The organism is Stenotrophomonas sp. 704A1, from assembly GCF_030549525.1.
Taxonomy (GTDB): domain Bacteria; phylum Pseudomonadota; class Gammaproteobacteria; order Xanthomonadales; family Xanthomonadaceae; genus Stenotrophomonas; species Stenotrophomonas tuberculopleuritidis.
On the sequence record NZ_CP130831.1, the window covers coordinates 2,418,781 to 2,435,930 of the forward strand.

The window sequence follows — 17,150 nt, forward strand, 5'->3', positions numbered from 1 at the left end:
TCCATGAAAAAGCTGTTCCTCTGGATCGTGGCGATCGGCGTGGTCGTGCTGCTGGCCGCCCTCGCCTACGCCTTCGTGCCGACCCGCACCCGGGTGCTTGCCGATGGCCCTGCAGCGGACGCGGCCCTGATCGAGCGCGGCCGCTATCTGGCGGCGGCCGGCGACTGTACGGCCTGCCATACCCGGCCGGGCGGAAAGCCGTTCGCGGGTGGGCTGCCAGTGGCCTCGCCTCTGGGCAACATCTACAGCACCAACATCACCCCGGACAAGGACACCGGCATCGGCAGCTACTCGCTGGATGACTTCGACCGCGCGGTGCGCCACGGCATCGCAGCGGACGGCCGCACCCTGTACCCGGCCATGCCCTACCCCTCGTATGCGCGCATTACCGATGATGATGTGCGGGCGCTGCATGCCTACTTCCTGCACGGCGACATTGCTCCGGTGAAGCAAGCCAACATGCCGGTGGAGATCACCTGGCCGCTGTCGATGCGCTGGCCGTTGGCGATCTGGCGCAAGACTTTTGCCCCCGACGCAGAGGCGGTGGCTTTCGATCCGGGCCGCTACGGCGACCCGCAGCTGGCACGCGGTGCGTACCTGGTGCAGGGGCTGGGCCACTGCGGCAGCTGCCACACCCCGCGTGGATTCGCGCTGCAGGAGAAGGCGCTGGACGAATCCGGCGCTGCGTATCTGAGCGGCGGGCAGATCATCGATGGCTGGAACGCAGTGAACCTGCGCGGCAATCCGGCCGATGGCCTGGGCCGCTGGAGCGAGCAGGACATCGTGGACACGCTGCAGACCGGCCGCAACGCGCACAGCACGGTGGTGGGCACGCCGATGGCCGACGTGGTGGTGCACAGCACGCAGATGCTGACCGAGGACGATCTACGCGCCATGGCCGTCTACCTGAAGCAGCTGCCGGCCAGCGGCCACGATCCGTCCTCGTTTGCTGCCAGTGATGCGACGGCGCGCAAGCTGCAGGCTGGCATCAACGACAGCCGCGGTGCCGAGCTGTTCGTGGACAACTGCGCCGCCTGCCACCGCACCGATGCCCACGGTTACAGGAACGTGTTCCCCAGCATTGCCGGCAACCCGACCGTGCTGGCCGATGACCCGACATCGGTGATCCGCCTGCTGCTGCACGGCAGTGAACTGCCTTCCACTGCCAAGCGTCCGTCCAACCTGGGCATGCCGGGCTTCGCGGAGCGCCTGAGCGATGAAGAGATCGCCCAGCTGGCCACGTTCGTCCGCCAGGAGTTCGGCAACACGGCTTCTGCGGTGGATGCGGGGCAAGCCAGGAAGGTGCGGGCGCAGCTGGAAAAGGAGCGCGCGCATGCGGTGCCCGCACACGATCCGTCCGGGGCTGATTCGGAAGGGAAGTCTGCGAAGTAGACTGCGCCGCGCGTGGTTCTACACGGCTGCAGGCCAGCGTTCCTTGTAGCCAAAGCGCACCCGGTTGTCGGTGGCCTTGATGAAGTCCGGTATGAACTGCCAGTACACCGGCGACAAGGCCACCGGCACCTTGAACCGCTGCTGGTACAGCACCGCGCCGCCATCGGTGCGGGCCTGGGGCAGCCGGGTCACCTGCCCCCGCATCTGCAGGCCACGAAGCTGGTCGATCGCGCTGCCGCCACCGGCCATGGTCACCACCACCTCGGCACGGCGCAGCATCAGCGTGCCGTGTTCGGTGGCCGGGTCGGTGACCAGCACCAGACGCGCATTCTGCGGGTCGAACACATAGAACAGCGGCGCCGCCCAGTGTGACGTGCCGTCGCAGGCGGACAGGGACAGTACGTGGAATTCATCCAGCAACGCATCGATGCGCTTGCTGAATGCAACGGGCATGACCATGGGGGCTCCTGATCCATCGGGCGACACCGGCCATCTGCCAGGTGCCGCCCGGAACGCGTTCAGCGCGGGGTGCGCATGTCATCGGCCCAGTGGGCCAGCACGCGTTGGCGCACGTCTTCGCTGTAGCCCTGCGCGAAGGAAGCGTGGCGCATGCGCCCCTCGCCGATCGGCAGCTGCAGCGTGTCATACACCACCTTCGGGCCGCGGCCGCTCTCGTACTCATCGTTCTCGTAGCAGTGCGCCAGCGAGACCACCTTCGCAGCGGGGAACACCACCTGGCGCCGCTGCGGATGCACGCGTGTGGCCAGTGCCCAGGCGACGTCGGCGATCTTCGTTGGATCAATGTCCTCGTCCACCAGGAAGATCTTGGGGATGAACACCAGCGAGCTGGCCGAGAACAGGACCTCGCCCACCCTGCGCGCGAACTGTTCGGTCGTGGTACCGGGCAGCAGTTCGCGCCAGTTGTTCGGCACCACCACCACGAACCAGTGCACCGCCGATTCCTCGGGCGCCCAGGCGGTGGTCACCGGCAGGCCGGCTGCACGCAGCAGGGCCATCGCATCGGCCGCCATGCCCATCGCCCAGAGGGTGTGCGACTCGTCCGCAGGGCGGCCGGCCACCACCAGCGGCCAGATCGGGTCGTCACGGTAGCTGATGGTCTCGATGTGGAAGGTCGGCTGCAGGGACGACTCGCTGCCAAGATAGCCGGAGTACTCGCCGTAGGGGCCCTCGGGGCAGTCGCGCTCGATGGAAACGTGGCCCTCGATCACCACCTCGGCATGCGCCGGTACGTCCAGATCCACGCTCAGGCCCGGCACTACTTCAATGCCCTCGCCCCACAGCGCGCCGACGTAGTCGGCTTCGTCCACATCGGCGGGAATGGGAATGCCGGCGGCGCAGGCGATGGCCGGGGCAACGCCCTGCACCAGCGCGTAGGGCATCGGCTTGCCCAGCTTCACCCACTCGCCCCAGATCTGGCCGATGTGCTGGCTGGGCACCATCAGCCCGGCCATGCGCTTGCCGTCCACCTTCATGACCCGTGCGATGGACCAGTTGGTCCAGCGGCCGTCCGGGGTCCTGGCGATCAGCATGCCCCAGGTGTTGGCATAGCGGCCGCCGTCGCTGTCGTGCGCGAACGGGATCGGGAAGCGGTCGAGGTTGGCGTCGTCGCCGCGCAGGATGTGCTGGCGGCTCGGCGCGGTGGTGGCATCCACGCGCACCGGCTTGATGCCCGGGCGTTCACGGTTGGCCAGCAGGGCATCGACGATCTGCGGCACGGTCGATGCCGGCGCCAGGCCGAGCGACAGCGCGACGCGCGCATACGGCATGTCTTTGCGCGAGGAGCGCGCGGCCGGTGCGCCGAGGATGCGGAAGCCTGCGGCGACGCCGCGGATGTTCTCCATCAATGGCGCCGGTGCATCGGTTTCGCAGGCCAGCCGGGTGATCGCGCCCGGCTCCATGTCGCCGTCCACTTCGCGGGTGATGTGGGCCAGGTCGCCGAGCGCATCCAGTGCGTCCAGGTAACTGCGCAGGTCTTTGTAGTGGGTCATGGTGTCTCCTTGGTAAGCGTGCGCGCCCCGCTCCAGCGGCGGGTCAGATCGTTGTCCAGACCGAACTGGTCGAGCAGGCGCGAGATGATGTGGTTGACGATGTCGTCCACCGTTTCGGGGCGGTTGTAGAAGGCGGGCATCGGCGGCAGCATCTGCGCGCCGGCCTGGGTAAGGGCCAGCATGTTTTCGAGGTGAATGGCGTTGAGCGGTGCCTCGCGCGGCACCAGCACCAGGCGGCGCCGTTCCTTCAGGGTCACGTCGGCTGCCCGCGCCACCAGTTCATCGGCGTAGCCCATGCGGATCGCGGCCAGGGTCTTCATGCTGCACGGGACCACGACCATGCCGTCGGTGTGGAACGAGCCGCTGGAAATGGCCGCGGCCTGGTCGCGCTCGCTGTAGACCTTGTGCGCCAGCGCAAGCACCTCGTCCACCTTGTGGTCGGTTTCCATCTGCAGCGTGGCGCGGGCCCATTTGGAGACGATGAGGTGGGTTTCCACGCCCAGCCCGTGCAGGGCCTGCAGGAAGCGCACGCCCAGAATCGCCCCGGTGGCACCGGTCATGCCCACCACCAGGCGCAGGCCTGCTGCGCCGTACTGCCCGCTCTCGGGTTTATAGTTTGAACACGTACTATCCATGTGGAGTACGATACTGTTCGTGTTCAAACAATGTCAACAGGACCGATGACGACCGAAGCCGAACTGATCGAAGGCGCACCCCTGTGGCCGAAGGGGCCCACCTCGCTGATGCACCTGATCCGACGTGCTGCGCAGCGCACCGCCCTCTGCTGGGGAGAGGAAGTAAGCAGCGGCCTGTCGCAGGTGCAGTACGCCGCCCTGATCGTGCTGGACGAGATGGAAACCTGTGACCAGCAGACGCTCTGTAGCCGCGTCGGCATCGACAAGGCGACCGGAACCTATGTTGTCGAAAAGATGGTGCAGGCCGATCTGGTGGCAGCGCGGCCTGATCCGGAGAACCGGCGCCGCAAGCTGATCACCCTTACCCGCGATGGCCGCAAGGCGCTGGAGACCACCATCCCGCAGGCGCGGCGCGCCAACACCCAGGTGGGCGCCAACCTGTCGGCGGAGGAACGTGAGCAGCTCGGCCACCTGCTGAGCCGGTTGGCCGGAGTGCGGGAGATCGACGCGTGATGTTGCCTCCGCTTGCAACCCGGATTTCGCCCATCAGCCACCTGCGGCATCGCCAACCCACCGCAGCCCGGGACGGAAGCGCCAGACTGCCGGTGTAAGGCCCTCACGGACCATGCACCTGGTTGAACCATTCACCCCTGCTGGTTGGCGCGTGCATCCACCCTGCCCTCGCCGCACGTACAGACCTGCACAACGCGCCTTTGCACCTTCCCCGGCGCGTTCACGGCAGGCCTGCCTGCACCTAACCAACGAGGATACGAACATGCGTAGCCAGATTCAGCGCCTTGCCCTTGCCGCCGGCATCACGATTGCCTGTGCAGCACCGTCCGTGTTTGCCGCCGATAACCCGATGGTGGGCGGCGTGCCGATGTACGCCAACAAGACCATCGTGGAGAACGCCTCCACCGCCAAGGATCTCAGCACGCTGGTGGCGGCGGTGAAGGCCGCCGGCCTGGTGGACACGCTCAGTGGCAAGGGCCCGTTCACGGTGTTCGCGCCCACCAACCAGGCGTTTGAGAAGCTGCCTGCCGGCACCGTGGATACGCTGTTGAAGCCGGAAAACAAGGCCAGGCTGACCCAGCTGCTGACCTACCACGTCGTGCCCGGCAGCTACACCGCTGCGCAGCTGACCGCTGCCGCACGCAAGCAGGGTGATGCCAGCACGCTGAAGACCGTGCAGGGCGAGCCGCTCACCGTGAAGCTGCAGGATGGCAAGGTGTGGGTGATCGATGCCAAGGGCGGCAAGGCGTCGGTGACCACCGCAGACGTGAAGCAGTCCAACGGCGTGGTGCACGTGGTGGATAGCGTGCTGATGCCCCGTTGATGCCGCCGGGACCGGCCTGCGCCGCGCCGTGGGCCGGTCACCGACGCGCCGCGCCGCGTCGGTGACCGGCAATCGCTGCGGCCCGCGCGAGCTGCCACGGCCGTGCGTACGGCTGGACCCAGTGCCGTGTGGATCGACTGCGGGTAGACGCCAGACGGATGAGCAGCACGTAACAGACCAGCGCCCCCCAGGGCCAGGCCCATGACCTGCAGTTCCCCATGGCAGTCTCCCGGGTGGCCCCTGCGTTCCCGCGCGGGGTGCCCGGCAGCTTGACCGGGTTCCCGACTGGAATGCCGGGTGCGCGCACCCGGCAACCGCTCGCCGTCACTGTCCCTGCGCCAGCGCCCGCGCGAGGAACGGCGCCGTCCGGCTGCCCGTAGCACGTGCCACCTGTTGCGGTGTTCCCTTCGCCACGATGGTGCCGCCCGCCCCGCCGGCACCCGGCCCGACGTCAATCACCCAGTCCGCCTGCACGACGGCACGCATGTCATGCTCGATCATCACCACCGTGTTTCCCGCATCCACCAGCCGTTGCAGCTGGACCAGCAACCGGTCCGCGTCTGCGGCATGCAGGCCGGTGGTGGGTTCGTCCAGCACGTAGAGCGTGCGGCCGCGCTGGCTGCGCTGCAGCTCGGTCGCCAGCTTGATGCGCTGGGCTTCTCCGCCTGAGAGTTCGGTGGCCGGCTGGCCCAGCCTCAGATAGCCCAGGCCGATTTCCTGCAGCAAGCGCAACGGGCGCGCAATGGCCTCCTCGCCGATGAAGAACGCATGCGCCTGGTCCACCGTCATCTGCAGGACCTCGGCGATGTTGCGGTCATTCCACAGCACCTTCAGCGTGGCGTCGTTGTAGCGGGCGCCATGGCAGGTGGGACACGGCGCATAGACGCTGGGCATGAACAGCAGTTCGACGCTGACGAACCCTTCGCCCTCGCAGGTCTCGCACCGGCCCTTGGCCACGTTGAACGAGAAACGGCCCGCGTCGAAGCGGCGGCGGCGCGCGGCGGGCGTGGCGGCGAACAGCTTGCGCACCGGGTCGAACAGCCCGGTATAGGTGGCCAGGTTGGAGCGTGGCGTGCGGCCGATGGGCTTCTGGTCCACCTGCACGACGCGTTGAATGGCGTCCACATCGCCGGCCAGCTGTCCGCGGGTGGCTTCGATCACGGTCGGCGCGTCGCTGGGTGCGCTGTCCGCGCCATCGTCCGCGGGCTCATGCCCCAGGTGCAGCAGCATCAGTTCGGGCAGTGCCTGCGCCATCAGGCTGGACTTGCCCGACCCGGAAATGCCGGTGACTGCCGTCAGCAGCCCCAGCGGCACCTGCGCGTCCACACCCCGCAGGTTGTGGCGGTGGACGCCCTTCAACTGCAGCCAGCTGCCGGCGCTGCGCTGCCGGCTGGCGGGCGCTGGCACCTGGTCGAAAAGATACCGGGCCGTGCGCGATTCCTGGACCTGGCGCAGGCCGTCGGGCGCGCCACTGTACAGAACCCGTCCGCCGTGCTCGCCGGCCTCTGGGCCGACATCCACCAGCCACTGCGCGCGGCGCATCAGCTCCAGATCATGTTCCACCACGAAGACCGAGTTTCCGCCGTCGCGCAGCCGGTCCAGCGCGTCGTACAGCGCCTGGCTGTCGGCCGGGTGCAGGCCGGCCGACGGTTCATCGAGCACGTACAGCACGCCAAACAGCAAGGAGCCGAGCTGCGTGGCCAGCCGCAGGCGCTGCAGTTCGCCGGCCGACAGGGTCGGCGTGGCGCGGTCCAGCGAGAGATACCCCAGGCCCAGTTCACGCAGCTGGCGCAGGCGTGCCATCACCCCGCCTGCCAGCCGCTGTGCAGCCAGGCGCTTCTCTTCGGACAGGGCCGAGGTCAGGCGCACGTCGGGCGCGCCGGCGTGGACAGGCCGGCCGCTGGCCGCCCGCTGACGGCGATCGCGCTGCGTGGCGCTGCCGGGGGCGCGTGCGCCCCGGCGGTGTGCGCTGAAGTCGCCGTGCGCGATCGGCTCCAGCAGGTCCGCCAGTTGATCCAGCGGCAGCCGCATGAACTCACCGATATCCACCCCGGCAAAGGTGACCGACAGCGCCTCCGGCTTCAGGCGCTTGCCGTGGCAGGCCGGGCACAGCCTGCCTTCCATGTAGCGCGACACGCGCTTGCGCATCAGCGCGCTCTGGGTGTTGGCGAACGTATGCAGCACATAGCGGCGCGCACCGGTATAGGTGCCCATGTAGCTGGGTTCGAGCTTGCGCTTCAGTGCGGCGCGGGTCTCGGCGGGAGTAAAGCCGGCATAGACCGGCACGCTGGGCGTGTCCTCGGTGAACAGGATCCAGTCGCGGTGCTTCTTCGGCAGTTGCTTCCAGGGCACGTCGATGTCGTAGCCGAGTGTGACCAGAATGTCGCGCAGGTTCTGGCCATGCCATGCCGGCGGCCACGAGGCGATGGCGCGCTCGCGGATGCTCAGTGACGGGTCCGGCACCATCAGCGCTTCGGTCACCTCGTAGACGTGGCCCAGGCCATGGCAGGTGCTGCAGGCGCCCTGCGGGGTGTTGGGCGAGAAGTCCTCGGCGTACAGCATGGGCTGGTGGGCCGGGTAGGCCCCTGCGCGCGAGTACATCATGCGCACCAGGCTGGACAGGGTGGTCACGCTGCCCACCGAGGAGCGCGCGTTGCTGGCACCGCGCTGCTGCTGCAGGGCCACCGCAGGCGGCAGCCCGTCGATGGCGTCCACGTCGGGCACGCCCGCCTGGTCGATCAGGCGCCGTGCATACGGCGCAACGGACTCGAAGTAGCGCCGCTGCGCCTCTGCGAACACGGTACCGAAGGCCAGCGATGACTTGCCGGACCCGGACACCCCGGAGAACACCACCAGCGCATTGCGCGGAATGGAGACGTCGACATTCCTGAGGTTGTGCTCGCGCGCGCCGCGCACCTCGACGCAGCCGCTGGCAGCGACGGCGCATGACGACTCACCAGAAGGGGTGTTGGACATTTCTACGAACCTGCAGGCAGTGAGCGGCACGCGTCGGGGCGTGCCCGGTGATGCATTCTCGCTGCTGCGGGGTGAACGTGGTGCTGCCGTCCCCTGCCCGCGCCTGCCGCGATGCTCAGGCGCGGGGGGCTGCGTGCGCGCGAGAGGTCAACAGGGTCAGCACGGCACCGCACAGCAGCAGGATCGCACTGGCGATGAACGTACTGCGGTAGCCACTGTGATCGAACATCACGCCGCCGAGCATGGAACCCAGCGCGATGGCCATCTGGACGACCGCGACCATCAAGCCACCGCCCGCTTCCGCGTCCTCTGGCAGGGCGCCCGCAATCCAGCTCCACCAGCCCACCGGCGCAGCGGTGGCCAGCAGGCCCCACGCCGCCAGAAGCAGCGCAACCAGGCCGACCCGCGCGCCTGCGGGGATCAGTGCCAAGGCGATGACCGCCATCGCCACCGGAATGGCCATCAGTGTGCAGAACAGACCCCGCGCGAAGAAGCTGCCGATCATCACTGTGCCGGTGAAGCCGGCCACGCCGATGCCCAGCAGGATCAGCGACAGCGTGGCCACGTCCACCCGGGTCACTGATTCCAGAAAGGGGCGCACATAGGTGAACAACGCGAACTGGCCCATGAAGAAGGCCGCGCAGGCCGCCATCCCCAGCGCAACCGGCCGGCGCATGAGCAGCCGCAGCGGATTGCCTGACGCGCTACCGTGCCCGGCGCTCATGGCCGGCAAGCTGATCCATTGCCAGATGAGGGCGATGGCAGCCACTGGAATCAGGCACAGGAAGGCGCCGCGCCAACCGATCACCGAACCCAGGTAGCTGCCCAGCGGCGCGGCAACTACGGTGGCCAGCGCATTGCCTCCATTGAAGATGGCCAAGGCCCGCGGCACCTTCGCGGCCGGCACCAGGCGCATCGCCGTCGCGGCGGACATTGACCAGAAGCCGCCGATCACCACCCCGATCAGTGCCCGCCCGACCATATACACCGGATAGTTCGGGGCCGTCGCTACGACCGCGCCGGATGCTGCCATGAGGCCGGTCAGCAACAGCAGCAGGACCTTGCGGTCGAGTCTGCCCACCAGGGTGGAGATGGACAGACTGGTCAGCACCGCGAACGCACCGGAGATGGCGATGCCGTAGCCCGCCAGACCCTCGCTGACACACAGTTCGGCTGCCATCGGCGTCAGCAGGCTGACCGGCATGAACTCGGAGGCGATCAGCGTGAACACGCACAGCGTCATGGCGAACACGCCGCTCCAGCAGGCGGGCGCGACAGGAGCCGTGGACGCTGCAGCGTCGGTAGCAGTGCAGGCAGGTGCGGTCATGGTCGGGTGATATCCGTTCGGGTCTGAGGGCTGCGGTGGGTTGTCATTGCCGGCTCAGTCCGCCGCCAGGTTCTTCTCGAAGAAGGCTGTCAACCTGTCGAACGGGATCACCCCCGTACGGTCGTACAGATCGGTGTGGCTGGCGCCGGGAATGATCATCAGTTCCTTGGGCTGCCCAGCTGCCGCATACGCGGTTTCGCTGAAGTAGCGCGAGTGCGCCTTCCCGCCGTGGATGAACAGGATCGGACGTGGCGAGATTTCGCCGATGTAGGTCAGCAGCGGCATGTTCATGAAGGACAGCGGGTTGGTCACGGTCCACGACCCGTTGGAGTTGACCGAGCGCGGATGGAATCCGCGCGGCGTCCTGTAGTAGTCGTGGTAGTCCACCAGGAACTGCGCCTCGCCGCCCTTGAGCGCGTTCATTGGCGGGCCATAGGCCGGCGCTCCCTGGGCAGCATCCTGCCAACGTTGCTGGCCCAGCTGCTGCAGGGTGCGCGTACGCTGCGCAGGAGTAACAGTGTCGTTGTATCCCTTGGACATGACGCGGGTCATGTCATACATGGTGCTGGTGACCACGGCCTTGATACGCATGTCGACGGCGGCCGCGTTCAACGCCATGCCGCCCCAGCCGCAGATGCCGATGATGCCGATGCGCTCGCGATCGACGATGGGCAGCAGGCCGAGGAAATCGACGGCAGCGCTGAAGTCCTCGGTATTGATGTCCGGCGAGGCGACATTGCGCGGTTCGCCGCCGCTTTCGCCGGTGTAGGAAGGATCGAACGCGAGAGTGACGAAGCCACGTTCAGCCATTGTCTGCGCGTACAGGCCGGACGACTGCTCCTTCACCGCACCGAAGGGACCGCTGACGGCGATGGCAGCCAGCTTGCCGTTGGCATTCTTCGGTTGATACAGGTCCGCTGCCAGGATGATGCCGTAGCGGTTCCTGAAGGTCACTTTGCGGTGTTCGACCTGGTCACTCCTGGGAAATACCTTGTCCCAGGCCTGGGTCAACGTCACGGTGTGTCCTGCTGCGGTACGGGCATCCTGTGCACTGCTGGACAGGGGTGACAGGGCCAACAGCAGGGCGGTGGACAGGGTGAAGGCATTCATTGCGATCTCCGGTCGATGGGCGGGTGACCATCAGCGGGGGGCAGTCTGGCCGCACCCGGTTGCGAGGACTAGGTACTGATTGATGAATGCAGTTATTAGTCAAACTAATGGGCGCGCGTGGCACACTGGCGCCATGGCCAGGAGCAACCTCAACGATCTGCTTGCCTTCATCGCCGTGGCGCGCGAGGGCAGCTTCACGCGCGCAGCGGCGCGTTTGAGCGTCACCCAGTCAGCCGTCAGCCAGGCGGTGAGCGGGCTGGAAGCGCGGATGCAGATCCGGCTGCTGACCCGCACCACACGCAGTGTGGCGCCGACACCGGCCGGCGAGCGCCTGCTGCGCGCGATCGGGCACCGCTTCGACGAAATCGAGGCTGAACTGGATGCCATCACCGAATTGCGGGACAAGCCCGCAGGCACGGTGCGCATCACCAGCGGCGATCACGTGCTGCGCACAACGTTGCTGCCACGGCTCACGCCGTTGATGCAGCAGTACCCGGACATCCACATCGAGTTCGATGTTTCCTATGGCCTGCGCGATATCGTGGCCGATCGTTTCGACGCTGGCGTACGCATGGGTGAAGAGATCGACAGAGACATGGTCGCTGTGCCGATCGGGCCCCGGCTGCGCATGGCGGCGGTGGCCTCACCGGCCTATTGGGAAACGCATCCGCCGCCGAAGACCCCCCGGGACCTGGTCGGGCACCGCTGCATCAACATCCGCTTTCCCACCCACGGCGGACTCTACGTCTGGGAGTTCGAGCGCGCGGGCCGGCAACAGAACGTCCGCGTGGAAGGACAGGTCACCTTCAATGCCAGCCACCACATCGTCGCGGCCGCACGCGATGGACTGGGTGTTGCCTTCCTGCCCGAGGACGAGTTCGCGCCCCATCTCGAATCGGGCGAGCTGGTGCGGGTGCTGGCGCGCTGGTGCCCGCCGTTCCCGGGCTATCACCTGTATTACCCCAGCCGGAAGCAGCCCTCGCCCGCATTCCGGCTGGTGGTTGACGCGCTGCGTGTGTGAGGCTGCTGTCAGCCGCGCCGGGGGTGTTCTGGATGCCCGTCGCGCCGGTCAGATGCGATCAAGCTGGTAGCGCGGATGGAATTCCGGATCATCCTCCCCGTCCAGCATGGCCTCGACCCGTGCATCGAACGGTTCGATGGCGGCAGCCAGGTCGCTTGGGGGCAGGAACCGGGAATCCCCCTGCCCCGCCAGCGCAATCGCAGCCACGGTCTCGCGCTCGCCCTCCTGGCCCCAGAGAAAGTCGTGGACCAGTGCCACGCCGTGGTCGCCCGCCTGCAGGAAGTCGGCGGCACCGCGTGCCACCGCCAGAAAGACAATGAGATCGTAAAGGCTTTCCGAGTACGTCAGCGACCCTGCAACAAACTGCCTACCGGTGCGTTCATACGCCGCAATGCGGATGGTATCGGCCTGTGCAGTTGCCAGGATGGCATCCAGCGCGGTGCGGTTGTCCGGATAGCGCGCGAGCAGTGTCTGGCAGTCCGCAAGCAGCTCCTGCAGGTCTGCCTCGCTCGATGAGGCCAGGTACCCGCCGTTGTGCATGCGCCACTGCCCGGCGATGCCTCGCCAGTCTGACCATCGGGATGCCGCAGGCACCGGCGCGGCCAGCCATCGGGCAAGGTCCTGCTGGCACATGCGAAGGCGGAGCATGGCTGAATAGGGTTCTGACAAGGCGATCCTTCCTCCGTTCTGCGTCTGCAGATGGGCTTGCAGCAGACAACGTGCGTCACGCCAACAGGCGATTCGAGGTCACCGCTGCGGCGGGATGACGCCGCCGGCATTCGTGACGAAGACCGGGTTGGAGTAGAACCACAGATCCTGCCACGGGTCCTCGCCGGGCGCGTCCGCCACTGCGTCGACCGCGCCGGTGCTGTTGCCCCGCACCCGCACGAAGCCGCCGCGCGGCGGTGCCGGCAGTGAACCGCGCGCCACGATCCAGTCACCGTCCCGCACCCAGGTTGCCGCGTCGAAGCCGCGCCGTTGCATCTGCAGCCTGCCCTCCGCGTCCCTGCCGCCGATGATCAGCTCGATGCGCTTCAGCGCCGGATGCTGCCCGTTCGCGTTGGCGCCGGCCGGCTGCCGTACCCGCACGTCCACCTGCATCGTCTGCGCGGGCCGCAGCATCAGCGTATCGCCCATTCCGCCGCTGGAGCCGCCAGCGGTCACGCGCAGGTCCAACGCATCGATCAGGTCACCGGTGACGGTGAACATGCGCCCCTTGCGCAGCGCATCCAGGATGTCTTCCGCATCCGGTCGCGCCCAGGCATAGGTCTTGCTGTACTCGCCGGGGTCGTAGTCGCGCCCACCATCGCGCAGGTTCACATGCGAGTCGGAATTGGCGGTGATCCAGAAGCGGATGCCGTCGGCCAGCATCTGGTCCCACACACCTCCCACCTGCGCGGTCATCTGGTCATAGCCGCCCACGGTGGGGGCGGCCGCGTTGCGGTACAGCCCGCGTTCGCTGCGGATGGCCTGGTGCCCGGGCGCACCCTCCATGCCTACCAGCACGTCCGGTGCGGCCGCGTGCCAGCCACGCAGCTCCTCCGGGGTCACCTCGCCCCACTGCCCCATCGCCGTCGCGGTGCGCGAGGGATGGTTGATGAACATCAGCGGTGCCGGGCGCAGCCCCCCCAGGTAGGCCAGTGCGGCCTGCATCTGCTGTTCGCTGTCACGGCTGCCGTGCAGCGGCTCGCTGCGGCTGAAATCCCGCTCGGCGGTGACCAGCTGCTCGCGTTCCCGGGGGCCCGGCGCAATGATCAGGGAGGCGTGCTCGCCCGCCGGCACGTCGAATTCCATGCCATTGAACTGGATCACCTCGGGAACGTCGGTGCGCGCCTGCAGCAGCGCGGGATACGCCTGGTCGCGGGTGACCGCGGAGTGGCCGGGGCCACCGTGGTCGGTGTGGACCATCCAGCGCAGGCCGAACGCTCTGGCCTGGGCGGCGTTGCGGCTGCGGCTGTAGGGCGAGTCACCGCCGCGGACCGGGGTGGGCGGCGTGGTGCTGCGGTCCCAGTCCACGCTCCATTCGCTGTGCACGTGGTGGTCGCCGGCCAGCCATTGGCGGCCGGCATCGGCCGCTGTCGTGGCCGTGGCCGAAAATGCAGGGGCCGCTGCGGCGAGCAGCGCCAGCATCAGAGGGGTCTTCATGAGTCTTTTCCTGAGAAGGCGCACGGACGACGCACGGACCCTCTCCGGTCCGCACGCCGCCCGTGCGTGAATGCTTGCCTAGAAGTCCGCGCGCAGGCCCAGGCTGATGCGACGGCCGGAGGTCTCATCCATGGTCGGGAAGGACGGGTCCATGGTGTAGCCGCTGGTCCGCTCGTTGGTGAGGTTGATGCCCTTCAGGCTGATCTTGATGTTGTCGGTGATGCGGTAGCCGATCGACACATCCATCTGGCCATAGGCATCGCGCCAGATCGGGTACAGGTTGTAGCCGATCGATTCGACGTACTCGTCCTTGTGGTTGTAGGACACGCGCGCGTCGAAGCGCTCATTCTCGTAGTACGCGGTGAAGTTCCAGGTCTTCTCCGACAAGCCCGGCATCGGGGTGCGGATGCCCAGGTCGGATTCGCCGGCCAGCGAGCTGTCCAGCATCGTGTAGTTGGCATTGATGCCGAACCCGTCCAGCCACGGCGTGAACATGTTCAGCGGCAGCTGCGCCACCAGTTCGATGCCATCGACCTCATAGGCGCCCTTGGCATTGACCGGCTGGTACACGTCGAAATCATAGATGCCATTGAGGCTGCCGTTGGCGTTGTACACCGCCACATCCTGGACCACGCCGGTCAGCGAGTTGATCACCACGCCGTCGATGTTCTTGCGGAAGTAGCTGGCGGCGAACAGCGCACCGTTGTCCAGGTACTTCTCCAGGCCGATTTCCCACTGCTTGGCATAGGTCGGCTTCAGCTCGGGATTGCCGTCGGTGAATCGGTAGGAGCTCCAGCTGGCGGTGCGCTTGTAGGCAATGTCGGTCAGCGCCGGGCGCATCATCACCTTGGACGCTGCCGCACGCAGCAGCAGGCCGTGCGACAGCTCGGCGGTCATGTTGAAGCTGGGCAGCAGATCGTCATAGCTGCCGTCCTTCGACACCGGGGTGTCGGTGTAGCCCGTGCTGCCGTTGGGCAGCTGGATCGGGTGGTAGCCGAACGAATCGACCTTCGTATCCACGTAGCGTGCGCCGGCGTTGACGGTGAAGGGCACGCTGCCGACATCGAAGGCGAAGTCGGCCATCGCGTAAAAACTCATCACCTTTTCATCGACCTGGTAGAACTGGCCCGGGTCGAACGGGGTCTGGAAGCCCGCGTAACGGAATGCGCTGCGGGCATAGTCGTTGGAGATCTGCTGCCAGGCCAGCCCCTTGTTGGAGTAGCTGCCGCCGGGGACGATGTCGTCGATGTACTGCAGCGGGCTGTCGGCCATCGTGCGGGTATTGACCCAGGCCGCACTGCCGGCGCTCGGCCCGGTGATCTTCAGTTCACCGTACTGGCGTTCCTTGGAACGGTCGGTGTACCGGGCGCCGAACCGGACCGTGTGCAGCGCGGGCAGGAAGGCCATCTCCAGCAGGCGGGTGACATTGACCTGGGCGGCGTACTTGTCATCCTTCACCTTCTCCAGCGTGGTCTCGTAGGCCTCGAACATATAGCGGCCTGGATCGTTGTACATGTCGAAGCTGCCGGCGGCGGCGGTGGGAATGGTTTCACCACTGGCGCCGGTCCAGCGGGTACGCGACGGCGCATAGGCCACGTGCTTGAGGTTGGAGAAATCCGAGGTCTTCTCCGCGCCGGAGTACCCCACCAGCGCATCCACGTACCAGCGGTCGCCCTTCCAGTCCATGGCCAGGCTGTACTGACTGTAGTCGGTCTTGTTGATCCGCTCCTTGCTCAGCATCTCGTGCTGGGTGGCGGTGTAGGACACATCACGCAGCACCACCATGCCGTACTCGGACAGGGTGCTGGCGTCATACGAGTGGATGGTGTCGAAGGTGCTGCGGCTGGAGGCGGAATAGGCAGCTGCGTCGTACTCGTCCTCGGTGCTGTCATAGCCACCGACCATCGCGTCGAAGGTCAGGCTGAAATTGCTGCTCGGCTTGTACTGCAGCGATCCGGTCGCGCCCCACTTGTCCTGCTCGTTGAGGTAGACGCGGTCGCCGACCTTGTCCTGGAACACGACCCGGTTGGTCTGCTCGGCATCGTTGCGGTTGGTGATGTTGACGCCTGCGTCGCGGCGCAGCACCGACTGCGCCTGGGTGCCGCGGGTACCCGAGGCCGTGAGGAAGCGTGACGACGGGCGGAAGTTGATGCCCGAAGTGGAGTCGGTCCGGTTGGTGCGCTTGGACTGCGAGTACGAGACCAGCGCGCCCCAGTCACCCCAGGTATCGGCCGCGAGGAAGGCAAAACGCGGATCCACTTCCTCGGAAATGCTGTTGTGCGCGCCCTCGGCGGAGAACACCAGCTTGCGTTCGTTGTAGTCGAACGGGCGCGCGGTGGAGATCTTCACCGAGCCGGCAATGCCGCCCTCCTCGTCCGCGGCCGTGGGCGACTTCTGCACGGTCACCTGCTGGATGATCTCCGAGGCGAACATGTCGAATTCCACATCGCGCCCGCCGCTGCCCGAAGCGGTGGCCAGGTCGTTGATCGAGACGTGGGTGTACTCCGAAGGCAGGCCGCGCACGTTGACTTTGGTACCCAGGCCCTTGTTGCGTTCGATGGTCACGCCCGGCACGCGCTGCAGCGCTTCTGCGAGATTCTGTTCGGGAAAGTCGGCCACGTCAGTGGCGACGATCGAATCGGAAAAGCCCACGGTGGCGCGCTTGATGTCCACCGCCTGTTCCAGGCTGCGGCTGTAGCTGCCGGTGACCTGGATGGTCTCCAGATTGGCCGCCTGCGCGCCGGGCGCCGCCGCCCCTGCCTGCGCCGAGGCCGCGACCGCGCCGACCACCGGACCTGGCGTTGCCAGCGTCGAGGTCGATGCCGGTGCAACCGCGTCCTGCGCTTCGATGGTCACCGTGGTGGCGTTGAGATAGCGGTAGCGCAGGCCGGTTCCGGCCAGCAGGCGGCCGAGCGCCGCGTCCGCGCTCAGCCCGGCCGGTACGCCCGCGGTGCGCGGATTGCCGGCAGCCTGCGCGTTGTAGACGAACTGCAGACCGGTCTGGCGCGACAGCGCGTTGAGCGCCCCGTCCAGCGGCTGCGAAGCGATCGCCTCGCTGGCGATGCGGGCCGGTTCTGCGGCGTGGGCGCCGGCCGTGGCGGTGACCTGCAGTGCAAGGGCGATGGAAAGGAACAGTGTGCGGCGCATCGTGGGATCCAGTGAGGGAATGGCGGTGGTCGCGGAACGGGTGTGTTCCTGC

The 17,150-nt window shown here is 67.2% G+C and carries 13 protein-coding genes; 4 read left to right on the plus strand and 9 right to left on the minus strand.

The genetic code is table 11. The features are described 5' to 3' along the window. Window positions 1-3: 3 nt before the first annotated feature. Entirely contained in the window at window positions 4-1,392 is a 1,389-nt protein-coding gene (locus tag Q5Z10_RS11335; RefSeq protein WP_303635534.1) for a cytochrome c, read from the plus strand. 18 nt (window positions 1,393-1,410) lie between these two features. On the opposite strand, the gene Q5Z10_RS11340 is transcribed toward Q5Z10_RS11335, so the two are convergent. The 3 genes from Q5Z10_RS11340 to Q5Z10_RS11350 form a co-directional block, all read right to left on the minus strand. After that, complete coding sequence (locus tag Q5Z10_RS11340; RefSeq protein WP_303635535.1) at window positions 1,411-1,845, minus strand: PNPOx family protein; 435 nt, start codon at window positions 1,843-1,845, stop codon at window positions 1,411-1,413. A 65-nt stretch (window positions 1,846-1,910) separates the two neighbouring features. After that, complete coding sequence (locus tag Q5Z10_RS11345) at window positions 1,911-3,401, minus strand: UbiD family decarboxylase (protein ID WP_303635536.1); 1,491 nt, start codon at window positions 3,399-3,401, stop codon at window positions 1,911-1,913. Then, window positions 3,398-4,036 (minus strand): non-oxidative hydroxyarylic acid decarboxylases subunit B, encoded by a 639-nt coding sequence (locus Q5Z10_RS11350; RefSeq protein ID WP_303635537.1) that lies wholly within the window; start codon window positions 4,034-4,036, stop codon window positions 3,398-3,400. Before Q5Z10_RS11350 ends, Q5Z10_RS11345 begins: the two co-directional genes overlap by 4 nt. A 45-nt stretch (window positions 4,037-4,081) precedes the next feature. Between Q5Z10_RS11350 and Q5Z10_RS11355 the strand changes: the two genes are divergently transcribed. Beyond that, the gene (locus Q5Z10_RS11355; protein WP_303635538.1) at window positions 4,082-4,549 is read left to right on the plus strand and encodes a MarR family winged helix-turn-helix transcriptional regulator; all 468 of its coding nucleotides are present in this window, start codon (window positions 4,082-4,084) and stop codon (window positions 4,547-4,549) included. A 262-nt stretch (window positions 4,550-4,811) separates the two neighbouring features. Continuing rightward, a complete protein-coding gene (locus tag Q5Z10_RS11360) occupies window positions 4,812-5,372 on the plus strand; it encodes a fasciclin domain-containing protein (protein WP_303635539.1) in 561 nt (186 codons plus the stop codon). A gap of 324 nt (window positions 5,373-5,696) precedes the next feature. On the opposite strand, the gene Q5Z10_RS11365 is transcribed toward Q5Z10_RS11360, so the two are convergent. The 3 genes from Q5Z10_RS11365 to Q5Z10_RS11375 all read right to left on the minus strand — a co-directional run bounded on the left by Q5Z10_RS11365 (window position 5,697) and on the right by Q5Z10_RS11375 (window position 10,785). Continuing rightward, window positions 5,697-8,348 (minus strand): excinuclease ABC subunit UvrA, encoded by a 2,652-nt coding sequence (locus Q5Z10_RS11365; RefSeq protein WP_303635540.1) that lies wholly within the window; start codon window positions 8,346-8,348, stop codon window positions 5,697-5,699. Window positions 8,349-8,463: 115 nt separating this feature from the next. Then, window positions 8,464-9,675, minus strand: coding sequence for an MFS transporter (locus Q5Z10_RS11370; RefSeq protein WP_303635541.1), 1,212 nt, complete (start codon window positions 9,673-9,675; stop codon window positions 8,464-8,466). A 54-nt stretch (window positions 9,676-9,729) separates the two neighbouring features. Beyond that, entirely contained in the window at window positions 9,730-10,785 is a 1,056-nt protein-coding gene (locus Q5Z10_RS11375) for an alpha/beta hydrolase (protein WP_303635542.1), read from the minus strand. Window positions 10,786-10,918: 133 nt separating this feature from the next. On the opposite strand from Q5Z10_RS11375, the gene Q5Z10_RS11380 reads away from it, so the two are divergent. Beyond that, window positions 10,919-11,806 (plus strand): LysR family transcriptional regulator, encoded by an 888-nt coding sequence (locus Q5Z10_RS11380; RefSeq protein WP_303635543.1) that lies wholly within the window; start codon window positions 10,919-10,921, stop codon window positions 11,804-11,806. Between the two features lie 48 nt (window positions 11,807-11,854). Here the strand turns inward: Q5Z10_RS11380 and Q5Z10_RS11385 are convergent, their stop codons facing one another. From Q5Z10_RS11385 to Q5Z10_RS11395, 3 genes are all read right to left on the minus strand, one after another. Continuing rightward, a complete protein-coding gene (locus Q5Z10_RS11385; protein WP_303635544.1) occupies window positions 11,855-12,439 on the minus strand; it encodes a hypothetical protein in 585 nt (194 codons plus the stop codon). Window positions 12,440-12,553: 114 nt separating this feature from the next. Continuing rightward, window positions 12,554-13,951 carry a CehA/McbA family metallohydrolase domain-containing protein gene (locus tag Q5Z10_RS11390; protein WP_303635545.1) on the minus strand — a complete coding sequence of 466 codons (1,398 nt, stop codon included), beginning with the start codon at window positions 13,949-13,951 and terminating at the stop codon, window positions 12,554-12,556. A gap of 78 nt (window positions 13,952-14,029) precedes the next feature. Further along, window positions 14,030-17,098 (minus strand): TonB-dependent receptor, encoded by a 3,069-nt coding sequence (locus tag Q5Z10_RS11395; protein WP_303635546.1) that lies wholly within the window; start codon window positions 17,096-17,098, stop codon window positions 14,030-14,032. Window positions 17,099-17,150: the final 52 nt, after the last annotated feature.